Consider the following 15,658-nt stretch of genomic DNA (forward strand, 5'->3'; position numbering starts at 1 on the left):
GGACAGAACAGAAAAAACGTAAGGGGAATGAGTCCTTTACGCTTTTTTCTGTTCTATCAGCAAATATTTTTTAGAGTATCAGAATGTACCGGAACGGAGAAAGGCCGACTCCTGAGGGATCAGCGTGCGTCTTGAGACCCTGGACGTAGCAAAGCGAAGGAAGCGGCTCAAGCCACGCCCCTCGGAAAGCGTGCCTTTCGGAGTGCAGGGAAACGCGGTGAGATAGTTATGTCTCAGCCTCCTTTGGATTTCTTATGTCCAAACGCACCCTTAGATGGGATAGTGGTTTAAACTCGTTAATCTGTGTTGCAGCCGGACGCGTGTGCTATGGGCGGGCGGTGAACCACTGATCCTCCCAAAATCACCTGCTGTAGCGAAGATTAACTTAGTAATTACAAATAAATCATGTTACGCAAACCCGCCCGATAGCTGAACCCCGCAAATAGATCTATAAAATTAATAACTTAAAAGTGTTTACAGAAGTATTACTAAATATGAAATAGCTACCATGTAAAGGTAGCCGGTTCTTCAACTAAGCATACATGGTCGTTCGTTTTCCAAGAAGAAATTTCATGGAATTTTCTTACTCTCCTGTAACAATTGAGATTCTCCTGTTCGCTCCCAAGATTCCACAGTTTCATACGCTTGCTTAGGAGAATACCCTTTGCCCACAAGTACCCCCATCAAGATAAACTCTTGAAAAACATGTGTTAAATTGATACCCCTTTTCACATCTTCTTGTGCTTCTTCGACTAAAAACTCTGTGTACCTAATCCAATCGTCAGGAGTTTTTTCTATATTTGATTCATTTTGCACATGACTATTCGTACGATTTTCAGTGTAAAGAAAATTGTACTTTGCGGCATGCTTAAGTTCATCAGTTAATATATCAAATACTATGTCTCGATTTTGACGATCCGGTAGACCTTTTCGTATTTCTCTATACTTTTCTACTGCTTTTAACTCGCCAAAAAGGGCTTGCTGAATTCCTTCTATATAGGAAGCTGGTTTCTTAAAATCCTCTGCAGTTACGTCCATTACTTCTTGACCAGTAAAATCTTTATACATTTTCTTAAACATTAAATTATGTCTAATCTCATCATCTCGAATGGATGAAATTATTTCTTTATCTTCCTGTGTGGGAGCAACAGATATTAAGTACTCATAAAAAAGCCGGTCTTCCTTTTCTCCTTGAACCGCCTCAAACATCAATGCTAATGACTTTTGTAATGCTTCTGGATCGTATCCTTGATATATACTGTTCCCTAAATAGTACACAATTGTCCCCCTTATATATATTTTCATTCTTATCGTATGGGGTAAATTATGAATTGGTTACTAGTAGCCCATCTATTCTAAAGGTACCTCAATACCGTTAATACCCAAATTACCTAATATTACAGCACCCATAACAATGCCAGCACAGCACCATAATAATAATATCGATAACCATCTTACTAAATGCAATATTACATAAAATCGTTTATCGAGAACAAGAATTCTAAACTCTCTCCTTAATCAACCATATATGTACAATTCACTTCTACACAATATTTCATTACATAAAAAAAACAGCTAGTTTTCACCCTAGCTGCCCTACTTATTTAATCACACCGTATGGAAATTCGTTCCGTCGGTAGTTTCTTCCACAATGCCAGCACGAATTACAAAGTCACCAAAGTGTTCCCCATCATTGCGTTCTTTCGCATAACGCTTTAATATAGGTCCTAATTCACCTAATATCTCTTCTTCACCAATATTCTCACGGTAGATCTTACTCAGGCGTTGCCCCGAAAAACCGCCACCTAAGTACATATTATACTTGCCTGGTCCTTTACCAATGAATCCGAGCTCTGCAATCGCTGGACGTGCACAGCCATTTGGACAACCCGTCATACGCGTCACGATTTCTTCATCTCCAAGCCCTGCTTCATCTAACAAGCCTTCGATTTTCGTGATCAATGAAGGTAGATATCGCTCTGCTTCTGCCATCGCCAACCCACATGTCGGCAGCGACACACATGCCATGGAGTTTCTACGTAATGCTGACTGCTCAGCTGATGACTCTAATCCATACTTCGCAATGATTTCTTCTATATTCTCTTTATTTGAAGCCGCTACATCACCTAATACTAAGTTTTGATTCGGACTCAAACGGAAATCACCTGTGTGGATTTCTGCAATTTCACGAAGTGCGGTCATCAGTTTATAGTTTTCCGTATCACGCACGCGACCGTTTTCAATGAAGAATGTATAATTCCAGTGTTCATTTTCAGCTGGTATCCAACCATAGCGATCGCCATTATGATCGAAGTGATAAGGGCGTGATTCTTCTAATTCCCAGCCAAGACGACTATGAAGTTCTTCAATTAACCAATCAAGTCCACGAGAATCAATCGTGTACTTGAATCGCGCATACTTTCGTACAGAGCGATTTCCGTTATCACGTTGGATCATCATCAAATGCTTCGCTACTTCTACCACTTGATCTGTAGGTATGAATCCAATTAGACGGCCTAACTGAGGATAGGTCTGCTCGTCGCCATGTGCCATTCCCATACCGCCACCAACTGCCACGTTAAAACCGACTAGTTTTTTGTCTTCTACTATAGCAATCAATCCAATATCTTGGGAGAATACATCGATATCATTCATTGGAGGAACTGCAATACCAATCTTGAACTTTCTCGGTAAGTACGTAGCACCATATATAGGTTCCACCTCTTCCCCTGCTGTATCCACAACCTTTTCCTCATCCAACCAAATTTCATGATAAGCCGTTGTTTGTGGCAATAAGTCTAAGCTTAATCGCTTCGACCACTCATAGACTTCCGTGTGAACCGATGACTGATTCGGATTTGGGCTGCACATGACGTTTCGGTTGACATCACCACAAGCTGCGATGGAATCCAGTAATGCATCATTCATTTCCTGGATATTCTTTTTCATATTCCATTTTAAAATACCGTGCATTTGGAACGCTTGGCGTGTCGTTAATTTTAATGTGCCATTACCATATTTATGTGCCAATTTATCCATAACAAGCCATTGTTTTGGCGTAGCGAAGCCAGCTGGTGTCCGCACGCGGATCATGAACTGATAGGCTGGCTCTAGCTTTTGACGCTGTCGCTCGACCCGCAGATCTCGGTCATCCTGCAAATAACTGCCGTGGAACTTCATCAGACGGTTATCATCATCTGGAATTCCTGAACTGATAGAATCATTCATCGTTTCAATGAGATTTCCTCGCAAGTAATCACTTTCAATTTTAATTTCTTCTACATCACTCGGTGCTCCATCTTGTATATGGATCGGTTTTGTTGTTGAAGACACGCTTCCACTCCCCTTCAAATTACTTAATAGACGTCTCTCTGATAGCGTTTTTCTTGAACTAACTGTGTTATGAATTGTTCGGCTTCTTCAAGTGATTTATCGCCTTCTTGCTGAAGGATTTCCAGCAAAGTCGCGTGGACGTCTTTTGCCATGTTCTGTTCATCACCGCATACATAAATCACTGCACCTTCTTCAATCCATTGATACAGTTCTCGACTCGCTTGTTTCATACGATGCTGCACATATACTTTTTCATCCGTATCACGTGAAAAAGCTACATCGAGACGTGTTAACATGCCATCCTTCACGTAATTTTGCCACTCAGTCTGATAATAAAAATCGGTCACATAATGCTGATCTCCAAAGAACAACCAAGACTTTCCTTCCGCTCCTGTTTCACTACGTTCTTCAATGAATGAACGGAATGGCGCGATACCCGTCCCTGGCCCTATCATAATGATGGGTGTTTCCAAATTAGCAGGCAAACGGAAATTATCATTTTTATGAATATAGATGGGTAATGTATCTCCCGGTTCAAGGTTTTCTGCACATTGGATAGAGCAAACGCCTTGTCTATCGCGGCCATGCGCTTCGTAACGAACAACACCAATTGTCAGATGGACTTCTTCAGGATTCGCTTCTAGGCTACTAGCAATTGAATATAATCTCGCGGGCAATTTACGAAGAATCCCCACCAGTTGTTGTTCTGAAGCTTCTACTGGTCCGAAGTCCGTTAATGCATCGTATACATCCCGTCCATCAACATACGCACGTAGTTCATCCGCATTTTCTTTATTTACAATTCGTTTCAACTCTTCCGACTTGGAGTAAGTAGATAGTTTTTCAAGTAGCGGTTTAGTTACTACGGTAATCTCTAAGTGATTCAGTAAAGCAATACGTAAAGCACGGCGTTCTCCTTGCGAGTTGATTTCAACCGTTTCTTCTGCATTCCAATTACCTAGACTAATAATCTTATCGACTAAGTCGGAATTATTTGTTGGAAAAATCCCTACACTATCTCCTGGTTTATATGTCAATCCAGAACCTTCCAATGAAATTTCTATATGACGCGTCTCTTTATTTGAACCTCGACCGTTTAGGTTAATATTTTCAAGTACTTCTGCTTTAAATGGATTTGTGCGTGAGTACTGAGTGGAGGATGAAGCTTCAACTTCTACACTAGCTGCCGCTGATTGGCCCCCCGTATGAATTTCCAATGAGACTTCCACTGCCGCTAACCACTGTGCTGCAGGCTCATCATAATCCAAATCACACTCTACACGCGGTGCTAACTGAATAGCACCGAGTTCGGCTAGTTTCTGATCAAAATCAGCACCTGTCTTACAGAAAAATTCGTACGAGCTATCGCCCAGTGCCAATACAGAATAATGAAGATGATCTAGTTTTGGCGCACGTTTACCATGCAAGAACTCAAAGAATGGTAAAGCTGTGTCAGGTGGATCTCCTTCTCCATGTGTACTGATGACCAGCAATAGGTTTTCAATTTTCTTCAGATTATTTGGTTTAAAATCATTCATGGACTGGATTGTTACATTAAAAGATTGTTCTTTTAACTTGGCAGCTGCTCGTTCTGCTATTCCCTGTCCGTTACCTGTTTGTGATCCGTAAAGAACAGTTATTTCTTTTATCGCTGTCGGAACTTCGATGGCGGGACGTTCTAACACAGCGACGCCAGCCGATGGTACTGAAGCTGAACTGACAGCTGTTAAATAACCACTCAACCAACTTTGCTGTGTTTCTGTAATGTTCGGTAATAAACGATTGAGCAATTCTACTTGTTCTTCACTAAAAGGACTGTTCGATACTTGTAACGCCATATTCATCACCCTCGCAACCTCTTATTGTATTTTTATTATGGCTTAATGTTGTAGAAAATCTGACTAAACTGACAACTTTTTTAAGATGGTTTCATTGTATTATGATTATTCCTATTAGTCAAGTAGGTATTTAATATAGAATGAATTGACAGTTTCCGAGTAGTGATTTGTGCTTCGCAAGAGACGTGTTCCCTACGTACTCACTAGTTAAACTACTACATCTATCAAACATAAACTTTGAACTTAGATATACGTAAAAAAGAATGCCCTGTTGAAGTGAAGTAACTTCTAGGACATTCTCGTTTAGTTAATTCGATAGTTTTACGTTAGTGTGCTTACCTGTTCTTCGTATCCAAGCAGCTACTAAGATGAGGATTAGTAAACCGAGTTGTGCCATAATCGTTTCATAGGTCGGATAAAAACCAATTAAGTCAATTATCGGCAATCTGGGTTGTACCGTTGTGTTGATCACGTTCGTCAACTGCAACGTATGCAGACTGACACCAATAATCTTGAAAGCCAGTACGTAGATCAAAATCGTCGCTACTGCAAAGAAGCGATGGATCGGAATACGATGGCTGAGCTTCATGAAGACGACCGCAACGATCGCCAATATGATAATAGCTAGCAATATCCCCATCACAAATTCCAGAGTAGACATTTTCGGCGCAATTCCTGCATAGAAGACAATCGTTTCCGCACCTTCTCTAAATACAGAAAGGAAACTGACCGATGCCATGGCGAATACACTACCTTTTGAAATTGCTTGACCCATTTGCTTAGATATATATCGATTCCACGAGGCGATATTAGATTTTTGATGCATCCAAATGCCGACACCAATCATTAGTGCAGCAGCTACTAGTCCAACATAACCTTCCATTATTTCACGGTCATTACCAATCGTGAGAGATTGCAATACCGTGGACATCATGATCGCTACTACCATACTAAGCATCATGCCAGCACTTGCTCCAACAAACACCCATTTACGCATAGCTTGTTGATTAGCACTAGTTAAGAATGATAATAGTGCCATAATAATCAGCAATGCTTCGAGACCTTCACGTAATAAAATCAGTGCAGAGTCCCAAAAACTGAAACTATCATTTGTTTGCAGTAAGGCAATCTGTTGTTTGAAATTTTGTAACTGACGATCGGCATTTTTAAGATCATAACCACTATTTGACAATTGTCCAATCATCAAAGGTAGTTCATTTTCAAGCTCTGTATAAAGAGAGGCATTTTTCGTACGCACTTCCCCTTCTATATTCGGCCAAATTTTAATGAACTCACTCAATGATTTCTTCGCGTTATCAAGCTCTCCATTTTGTAAGAAGTCTGTGCTTTCATCTAACAGTGCAATCAATGTGGTCAAAGAATAGTCTTCAGTCGCTGTCTCTTTCAACGTCCCCTCGACAAACTGATCTACCGTGACAGTTAATTCATCAAATTGTGTCCGCAACATATTAAGGTCAGGTTCTTCCTCCGCCAACGTGATTCTCATGAATGCCATAGCCGTTTCAATTGCACCATACGCTGAAATACTTTGCTCTCGCACTGGACGTTCATTGCGTGTCCAAGTAGAAATGAACTGTTGATTGGCTTGTTCGATTTCTTCAAGTGAACCCGACTCAATTGATAATCGCAAGTCCGCGAGCGACGATTCCATCGCTTTTCCAAACTTCTCACGTTCCGCTTGTTCGTCAACTGGATTTTCTGACATTTCCAATTCATGTACTGCTTTAGATAATGAACTCAATAACACTCCGCGTGTTTCCGAGTCAGCTTGTATTGCTTTTTTTAACGTTTTATCGATTTCTTTCGTGTACCGCGAACTCTCCAGATTCTGTTGTTGCCAAATCGTTTCGAATTCTCGTAAAGATGTCAGTGCTTCTGCATCGTTCGATTTCTTAGTTTGCATAATCGAATCACTAATGGAAATATAGAGGTCACTATAATTTGTTTCCGTTTCAGCGAACGCTGGACGGATTGGCATGAATAGAACGATTAACATAACTGCAATCCATTTATATAATTGAGAAGAGTGAGTCACCGATAAAGCCTCCCTTTTGAATCCCAGGGAAGCAGGCGAATAGCGCACTGCCGCGATGAGTAATATATTCATTTAATTTATCTTCACGACCAAAACTATTTTGGATTGCGATAAATTGTTCGGGATCTTTTTGGAACGAGATGAACAATAAACCTGCATCAAATGTACCTGTTGAATCCATAACGCCCGAACTATAGGAGAATGATCGACGTAAAATTTTCTTTTTGGATTTCTTAGCCAACCGCACATGGGAAGTTTGGGAGATAACATACTCACCATTTGCATCTTTTTCATCCAAGTCTACTTCGTCCGTTTCTTTTTCTTTACCTATTGGCGCCCCCGTATCACGATGACGGCCAAATGTAGCTTCTTGTTCCCGCAAAGCTGTTCTGTCCCATGTTTCTAAATGCATCTGAACTCGACGGACAGCCATGTACGTACCATTGGTCATCCAACTTTTTGATTGACCAGCAGCTATCCAAGCGACTTCATTCATTTCAGCTTCTTTAGATCCATTAGGATTAACTGAACCATCTTTAAATGCAAATAAATTTCTTGGTGTTTCTTTTTTCTTCCCTTTCATTGGATAGGAATTAAAACCTGCTTGTGTCCATTTTAATGACACTTTCCCTGAAGCTATACGCACTAAGTTTCGAACTGCATGGAACGCAACTTGCGGATCATCTGCACAGGCTTGAATACAAATATCTCCACCCGTATAAGTTGGATCTAGTTGATCTTTCGGGAAGTGCGGCAAATCTTTCAGTTCAGAAGGCTTTTTTGATGCTAAGCCTATAGATTCTTTTTCAAATAGTGACGGACCTACACCAAACGTCAACGTTAAATTGGAAGCATCCAATCCGACTGCTTCTCCTGTATCTTTTGCCGGAATGAGCATATTAGAAGTCTGACCATCAATCTGTTCACCATTCATCATGCGAACAGCAATGGGAGTCCACGTTTTAAATAGATCCATTAATTCTTGTTGTGAATGTACCAAGACATTTAACGAAGCAAAATATACATAACTTTGGCATTCAGTCGCAATTCCGGATTGGTGCTTTCCATAGAAATTAATCTTGTTTTTTGAGAGTGGATTATCTTCTTCCTCTACCATTCCGAATACTTTGAGAACACTGCCAAGACCTGATGCTCCGATCGCTACACCTGCTGCACCTGCTCCTGTATACTTCAGCATTTGACGACGTGAAATTTTCTTTTCATAGAATTTCTCTTCCGTTTGGTCCGTCATAGTATCACTCCGTTACGATGCCCATCATACTTAATGGTTCACCTAATTGATTTACCGCTTCTGATAGCGATTTTGTATCTTCTTTTGTTAGTTCTTCATACGATATATAGCCGCCATTTCCATCTTCATATTCAGCAAGTAGACTATTGATTGTTCGGAATTTAGTTTCAAGTTCATCGACTAGTTGCTGATTTTTCTCTGCCATCTTATCCTTTAGAATTTCATAGATTTTTTCTGCACCTTCAATATTTGCTTTAAAATCATATAGATCGGTGTGAGAATAAATTTCTTCTTCACCAGTTATTTTAGAAGTAGAAACTTCATTCAGTAAATCGACTGCTCCCGTGATCATCAAGTCAGGTGATACTTCAACTGTTTCTACTCGTGCACGCAGTTCCTTTGCATCCTTAAGTAATTGATCCGCAACATCTGCGTACCCTTCGGTTGTATTCTCCATCCATAGACCGTACTCGATTTTATGATAGCCAGACCATTCTTCTTCTCCTTGCCCCTCTTCTTGAACATCTGCAAGGCGTGCATCGATTCGTGGATCTAAGTCCCCAAAGCTTTCTGCAATCGGTTCAGAGCGTTCAAAATACATTCTAGCAAGAGGATAGATTTTCTTTGCTTCTTCTATATCTCCCGCTTTAACAGCTGTGACGAATTTTTCTGTGCCCATAACGAATTCATCCATTTGTTCAAGCGCAAACTCTTTATACGCATCTGTTTCAACAGTTAAGTCGACTTCTTCAGTTGCTGCTGGTGCTTTTCCCGTAGATTCTTCAGCTGCTCCACAACCTGATAGTAAAATTCCTGTTGTTAAAACGAAAGCTGTTACTATTTTTTGTTTCATATTTATTCCTACCTTCCAAAGTTTAGTTTTCTGTTATCAATGATAATCGTTCTCAAGTGAATGTCAATAGGAAATTAAAGGAGAAATATGTATCTTTCTAGTATTTATTGTATTTTTAGAAAATATACGAGATACTATATTTAACTAGATAATTCCTGTTAGGATATTTTCATCCTTGATATTCTGTAACATATAATGTATTAATCAGTCTACTTAGTAACTATTATGAAAGGAGGGAATTAGTATGAAAAGAACAGTTAGTAAGCAACAATTCACTTTCTTGCAACAAGAGTTTTCTTTTCTACAACAGCAAGGCAAAATGAAAGAAGCAGATGTCAACGAAATGCTCTCGCTATATGAATCTAAGGGTGGCACTAATTTCGTGAGAATCTTGCTGGCTTTTGGGGCTATATTAGTGGGGATAGGCATACTGAGTTTTATCGCAGGTAACTGGGCTGGACTAACGCCTTTCTTTAAGTTTGGATTAATTGTCGTTGGCATGATCTTGGCATACATCGCAGGATACAAGCTTGAAAGCAATTACGAAAGAACGTCCCGCAGTATGCATTATATAGGAGCTGCCATTTTTGGAGCCGGGATATTTCTAATTGGTCAGAGCTTTCATTTACAACATACCGTATATACAGATTTCCTATTATGGGGTATCGGAATCTTGCCACTTGCCTATTATTTAAAAGATCAATTGCTCGCTGTGTTTGCAAGTGCATTCTTTATTATCTACAGTTTTAGTGCTTTCTCTGCCTATGAAGTTGGAAGCTTTGGTCCTTTCTGGTTGCTACTATTGATTCCTCTACTATTTTGGATGAATGAAACACGATTCGGAAGAAAAAGCTCATTGTTTGTTATGAATGTATTGCTTAGTGCGGCTTTTATCGTCAATATGCTAGAATTCTTCCATATTGAGGAATGGATTTCCGTATTGATTGTCTTTGTATTAGGCGTACTTCTTGCACTCGCACCTTTTCAACATTATCGTACAGAGTCCTCTTGGACGGGTTCCGTACTATTTGGAATTACGGGTATTATGCTGACTTTCCCGTTCATATGGAATGATTTACGATTTGGTGATGCTGTACCTTATATCTTCACCGCTGTATTCATTATCTTATTGATTTATCTTCTAAAGAAAGACAGTTTACCTGCTATTTTGATCACGTGTGCGTTAATCTACCGTTATTACACGGATATCACATATGACTTCATGCCAAAGTCATTGTTTTTCATCGTAGGCGGTTTGCTGTTGATTGGCTTTGGATTCTGGTTTGAAAAATCAAGACGAGAGACGGTGAAACGTCATGAAGAATAAACGGAATCTATTTCTTGTTGCTTTAATAGTCCCAATTATCCTTCTCCTAGCGATGACTTGGAAGCCTTTATATACAATGAATACAGGTAAAACCATCACATTGGAAACAGTACCTGTCGATCCGCGCGACATTCTTTATGGTGATTATGTTAGTCTCCAATTTGCGATTGAAGAATTCTCCAAAGAAAGACTTGATCCGGCGCTTATTAAAGAATTCTCCAAACATGATACTGGTAAATTGACGGTATATGCCGTTTTAGAACAAGATGAAGGAAATTTATACGGGTTGAAGACCGTTACACATAAGAAACCAAGTGACGGTCTATTTTTAAAAGGAGATATGTATTATTACGGCGAACACAGTATCGATGAAAATCAAATGTATTTCGCAAACTTCCTTCCCGATCGTTTCTATGTAGCTGAGAATACGGGTATGCAGTTAGAGGATTTATCACGCAAAGGTCAATTGCTCGCAGATATAAAAGTTCGTGATGGCTTTGCTGTGTTAGAAGATGTACGACCTAAATAGGTCACTTTATCAAAGTAGCGGAAGCCGTTGCTGGAGGTCGTGGAATACACGATTTCTAGCAACGGCTTTTTAGTTTAGTATTATTTTTGAAGATAGTGAGAAATCGACTGTTGGATGTAGGGCAGTTCATATAGTTCATTCTCAAGAAATACATGATAGTATCACGATATCGCTTGTTTTTAGGCATTTTCTCACAAAGACTTGAATTTGTAACTATTTATTCTGTTTATATACTATTCAAAACTCCTACTTTTACGTATAATTTAAGTAATTCACTAAAGGAGCTGGAGCTGAACTTGAAGCCTATTTCAAAATTAGCATCAAAAATTTTTGTCGTAGTCCTCTTTGTCATGGCCATTGCTGCAGGTGCCACTTGGAACTATTTACAATCCACTGGGGGAAAAGAAGTTTCTTTTGCCCAGATGGAAAAACTGATTGGTGAACAATCAGATGCTAGTGTCTTATTAAACGAAACAGCCAAAGGTAAATTATCAATCATTATAGATAACACAACATACAGCACGATGGTGCGTCCACAGAGTACATTAGTGGATGACTTGGTACAGAAATATAATGTAACTTATCAATATAAAGCAGCAAGTTCGATGGGTAGCTGGATTTTTGGTGGGCTTGTCCTGGCAGCTCTTTTGACACTTTTCATTCTGCATAAAAAAGGCAAGCTCAATATTGGTGCGTCGGCTATGAAGCATCAAGCGTCAAAAGCGACTCCTCTTCCTGATATTACAATGGACAATATTGGTGGAATCCCTCAAGAAATGAAAGAAGAAATCCTCCAAACGTTAGAAGTATTCAAAAACCCTGAAGTTGCAAATGAAATGGGCATTGCATTGCCTCAAGGTATTTTACTATATGGACCTCCGGGAACAGGTAAAACATTACTAGCTCAAGCTATCGCAAAAGAAATAGGAGCTACTTTTTATTCTTCTAGCGGAGCAGCCTTTACAGAATTATTTGTAGGTGTTGGAGCTTCACGGGTACGTACACTTTTTGAAAATGCCCGCAAACAACGCCCTGCTGTTATCTTCATAGACGAAGTAGATGCATTGGCTGGAAAGAGAAAAGAACATGGTGGAGAAGAATCGGAAAAGACGTTAACCGAACTACTTGTTCAACTTGACGGTGGTAATGATAATGACGGTGTGTTATTCATTGCAGCTACGAATCGAAAAGATATGCTGGATGATGCCTTCTTACGTCCAGGACGTATCGACTTTACGTTTCACGTTCAATTGCCAGATACAAAAGGACGTCGCGAAATTATCGATATCCACACAAACGGCAAAACGTTGGCTCCTAATGTAGCAGCGTCTCTCGATACACTTGCAGACAGCACGTCAGGTTTTTCTGGTGCAGAAATAAGCAGCTTGTTCGAAACAGCCAGCCGCCGTGCCATTCGCGAAGGTCGGAAATTAATCGAGAAGCATGATTTGGATTTTGCAATTGACCGGACAATCCTTGGAAATACAGCACGCACATTAAGCGACCAAGAAACGAAGCGTCGTGTAGCCATTCATGAATCCGGACACGCCATCGTCGCTGCTCTTACAAAGCCAGGTTCGGTTAGAAAAGCAACCATTATTCCAAGAGGTCAAGCACTCGGTTATGTAGCCCCAATTCAAAAGGAATTGCATTTATCTACAGCTAGCGAATTGCTCGACCAAGTCAGTATGATCCTAGCAGGTGGCATTGCAGAGCGTCTATATTTGGGTGAGCATAGTATCGGCGTTGGAGGCGATGTGGAACAGGCCAAGGATATTCTTGAGCGTATGGTGAATACGGGTTTGTTCCAAGAAGGATTTTCTTTACTCTTCAATAAAGCGGAAAAAGAAGAAAAAATGCAAATGCTATTTAACCAAGCTGCAAAAAAAACAGAAATGCTCATTAAAGAGCATGCATATCAATTTGAAGAGTTAGTCAATGCACTATATAAAGAAGAAACACTTGAAGGTGATGAAGTACAGCGCATCGTCGAGTTATCGACTTCTAAAGATGCGGTAGTATTTATCTGATAGCAAAACAGCGATCATCTGGATGATCGCTGTTTTTGTTTTGCGTTGGTTAAAGGCGCTTCTCTAACTTCATAGGCCATCCATCTTTGATTCGCAATGAAATCAACGGTTCCGGAACGGGCGCATGTGGTCGCACATTACGGAATATAAACTTCTTATAAAGTACCGATATGATCAATGTCGCTTCGAGCATCGCAAATCGCGAACCGATGCAACTGCGGGAACCGCCACCAAATGGAAAATAACTAAATGGCGCATACTTATTACCTGCTGCAAACCGATCCGGGTCAAATGCACCAGGATTCGGGAACACCTCTTCATTTCGATGAACCGCATACGGACAGATCATAAACGTGCTTCCCTTTTTGAAAGTTCTTCCAAACATCTCAACAGGTTCGTTAAGTTCGCGATAAATCAACCAAGCAGGTGGATAAAGACGCAAGCCTTCTTCAATAACTTGCTGTGTATATGGTAATTCCCGCATCCAATTAAATGGACTCCCTGTCATGTCCGCAGTATTCAATTCGACCAACAAACGTTTCTCTACTTTTGAGTGCCCCGCAATTTCAGCAAATAACCAGCCCAATAAGTTCGCTGTTGTTTCATGTCCCGCAAGCAACATCGTCATCATCTGATCACGCACTTCTTTATCTGACAATTTGTTTCCATCCTCGTCTGTCACCGCCATCATCAAGCCCAGCAAGGAATCTTTAAACCACCCAGGGTGCTCTTTTGCAGCAATTAACACATCGCTAATCATTGCTTCAAGTGTCTGGATTGCTTCCTTATGCTTCAAATTGGCTTTAGTCGGAACAGAAGCTGGAATCATCACAGGACTAAATAAAATTTTGATACTTTGCTCAATCGTTGTCGTGACGGCGTCCGCAAGCTCTTTCTCTTCTGCCGAGACATCTGTCGAAAACATTGTTCGTGTAATGATTGATAATGTCAACCGCATCATAACCGTGTGTATATCTACTTCCTCTTCATGTTCAAGTCGATCGACTAACTTCTCCGTTTCGTCAATGATGGAATAGGCATAGCGTTCCAGTACCTCTTTATAAAACGCTGGTTGAATATATTTCTTCTGCTTCGCATGCCGCTCACCTTCCGTCGTCAGTAGACCTTCTCCCACTGTTCTTTGCAACACGGTCGTTGTTCGTCCTTTAATAAATGACTGATCTTGACGAATCAAGATTTCCCGAATAGCTTCAGGACTGTTGACCACAAATGTTGGGGAAATGCCCGTCTTCAATGAAATCACATCACCAAGCGGCTCTACTCGCATAAAGAAAGCAATCGGATCACGTACGAATTCCAAATAGTTCTGTAATCGTGGTGTCGCAATATCTTGTACAGTGACCATGAACTCTCCTCCAAAATTATCATAATGTATTACTTCTCCATCTCCTGTATGTATGCAGTATTTCTGGATATGCTAGTAAAAAGGAGGTGGGTCAATTGGCAAAAGACGTATTATGTGAAGTAACGAACTGTCATTTTTGGGAATCGGGTAATCAATGTGGTGCAGATGAAATCAAAGTGATCTCTCGAAAAGGTAAAAAAGCAAAAGACTCAGCCGAAACAGATTGTGGTACGTTCCTTCCAAAAGGATGATCCGCTACGCAGCAGCCACGCTTTTATGCTTGGCTGCTGTTTTATTGTACTACCGGTAAACATCACTACTCAGTTCACGACAATCACTTTAACTTAAACGTAGCAGTACAATGAGCAACTAACTCGTCCTTCTCATTGAATAGTGTTCCTTCAACCAAAGCTGTAGAGCGTGTTCTATTAATAATGGCAGCTTTTGAATAAACCGCTTCCTGAACGACTGGCTTTAAGAATTGCGTTGTCATTTGAATCGTCATAACATCATTTGCACCCATTGAACGACAAAGCATTCCCATCGTCGTATCGAGAACGGACATATACATACCACCGTGAATAGTTCCGCGTACATTATCATAATCTTGACGATATGGTAAATATAATTCCACATGACCCGCTTCTAATTTTTGTGTCTGCAGACCAGCAAATTTCCAAAAAGGGCTTGTTTCGAAATCTTGTCGAACTTGTTCTAAATATTCCACTGTTGTATCGTTCATTTCATTACCTCCAGAAAATGTAGTAATTGTTTTATATACCATATCGTAAAGACGTTCTGCCGACAATTCAAAGCATTTTATCATTTGCTATAAAAACGCTGTTTTCTAATATTTTTCAATAAAAAGTATATATTTTTTATTCTTTTTCCTTTATAATGAAATCAATTTCATAAGTTTTTTAATTTAGGAAGAGTACTTGAGCATTATGCCAATCCAATCACCTGTTATGTAATGGAATAGAATACATCCCTATTCTTATATCAACAAGCGAAACAGAGTAAAGGTCCCTCTCCAATCTGTCATGTTTGTATTATTTCATGTGGATTGGAAAG

12 protein-coding genes are annotated in these 15,658 nt (G+C 40.0%); 4 read left to right on the forward strand and 8 right to left on the reverse strand.

Translation table 11 applies throughout. The annotated features are described in order from the left end of the window. Positions 1-570: 570 nt before the first annotated feature. The 6 genes from SporoP8_RS16730 to efeO all read right to left on the reverse strand — a co-directional run bounded on the left by SporoP8_RS16730 (position 571) and on the right by efeO (position 9,332). Positions 571-1,278 (reverse strand): ferritin-like domain-containing protein, encoded by a 708-nt coding sequence (locus SporoP8_RS16730; protein WP_232319222.1) that lies wholly within the window; start codon positions 1,276-1,278, stop codon positions 571-573. A gap of 330 nt (positions 1,279-1,608) precedes the next feature. Beyond that, entirely contained in the window at positions 1,609-3,333 is a 1,725-nt protein-coding gene (gene cysI, locus SporoP8_RS06060; RefSeq protein WP_085131677.1) for an assimilatory sulfite reductase (NADPH) hemoprotein subunit, read from the reverse strand. A gap of 23 nt (positions 3,334-3,356) precedes the next feature. Then, the gene (locus SporoP8_RS06065; protein WP_085133568.1) at positions 3,357-5,171 is read right to left on the reverse strand and encodes an assimilatory sulfite reductase (NADPH) flavoprotein subunit; all 1,815 of its coding nucleotides are present in this window, start codon (positions 5,169-5,171) and stop codon (positions 3,357-3,359) included. Between the two features lie 307 nt (positions 5,172-5,478). Next, complete coding sequence (locus SporoP8_RS06070) at positions 5,479-7,227, reverse strand: FTR1 family iron permease (protein WP_232319223.1); 1,749 nt, start codon at positions 7,225-7,227, stop codon at positions 5,479-5,481. Next, positions 7,202-8,479 carry an iron uptake transporter deferrochelatase/peroxidase subunit gene (gene efeB / locus SporoP8_RS06075; RefSeq protein WP_085131678.1) on the reverse strand — a complete coding sequence of 426 codons (1,278 nt, stop codon included), beginning with the start codon at positions 8,477-8,479 and terminating at the stop codon, positions 7,202-7,204. The genes SporoP8_RS06070 and efeB overlap by 26 nt, the downstream gene beginning before the upstream one ends. Positions 8,480-8,483: 4 nt before the next feature. Then, positions 8,484-9,332, reverse strand: coding sequence for an iron uptake system protein EfeO (efeO, locus tag SporoP8_RS06080; protein WP_085131679.1), 849 nt, complete (start codon positions 9,330-9,332; stop codon positions 8,484-8,486). 244 nt (positions 9,333-9,576) lie between these two features. Between efeO and SporoP8_RS06085 the strand changes: the two genes are divergently transcribed. The 3 genes from SporoP8_RS06085 (at position 9,577) to SporoP8_RS06095 (ending at position 13,218) form a co-directional block, all read left to right on the forward strand. After that, positions 9,577-10,659, forward strand: coding sequence for a DUF2157 domain-containing protein (locus SporoP8_RS06085; protein WP_085131680.1), 1,083 nt, complete (start codon positions 9,577-9,579; stop codon positions 10,657-10,659). 76 nt (positions 10,660-10,735) lie between these two features. Then, positions 10,736-11,188, forward strand: a complete 453-nt coding sequence (locus SporoP8_RS06090; RefSeq protein ID WP_232319224.1) for a GDYXXLXY domain-containing protein — start codon at positions 10,736-10,738, stop codon at positions 11,186-11,188. Positions 11,189-11,484: 296 nt separating this feature from the next. Beyond that, positions 11,485-13,218: an AAA family ATPase gene (locus tag SporoP8_RS06095; protein WP_085131682.1), complete on the forward strand. Its 1,734-nt coding sequence runs from the start codon at positions 11,485-11,487 to the stop codon at positions 13,216-13,218. A gap of 49 nt (positions 13,219-13,267) precedes the next feature. Here SporoP8_RS06095 and SporoP8_RS06100 read toward each other — a convergent pair whose 3' ends face one another. Then, positions 13,268-14,584, reverse strand: a complete 1,317-nt coding sequence (locus tag SporoP8_RS06100; RefSeq protein ID WP_085131683.1) for a cytochrome P450 — start codon at positions 14,582-14,584, stop codon at positions 13,268-13,270. A 95-nt stretch (positions 14,585-14,679) separates the two neighbouring features. On the opposite strand from SporoP8_RS06100, the gene SporoP8_RS06105 reads away from it, so the two are divergent. Next, positions 14,680-14,835 (forward strand): DUF1540 domain-containing protein, encoded by a 156-nt coding sequence (locus SporoP8_RS06105; protein WP_085131684.1) that lies wholly within the window; start codon positions 14,680-14,682, stop codon positions 14,833-14,835. Between the two features lie 83 nt (positions 14,836-14,918). On the opposite strand, the gene SporoP8_RS06110 is transcribed toward SporoP8_RS06105, so the two are convergent. Then, a complete protein-coding gene (locus SporoP8_RS06110; RefSeq protein WP_085131685.1) occupies positions 14,919-15,326 on the reverse strand; it encodes a PaaI family thioesterase in 408 nt (135 codons plus the stop codon). Positions 15,327-15,658 lie beyond the last annotated feature (332 nt).

Origin of the sequence: Sporosarcina ureae (genome assembly GCF_002101375.1) — a bacterium.
Taxonomy (GTDB): domain Bacteria; phylum Bacillota; class Bacilli; order Bacillales_A; family Planococcaceae; genus Sporosarcina; species Sporosarcina ureae_B.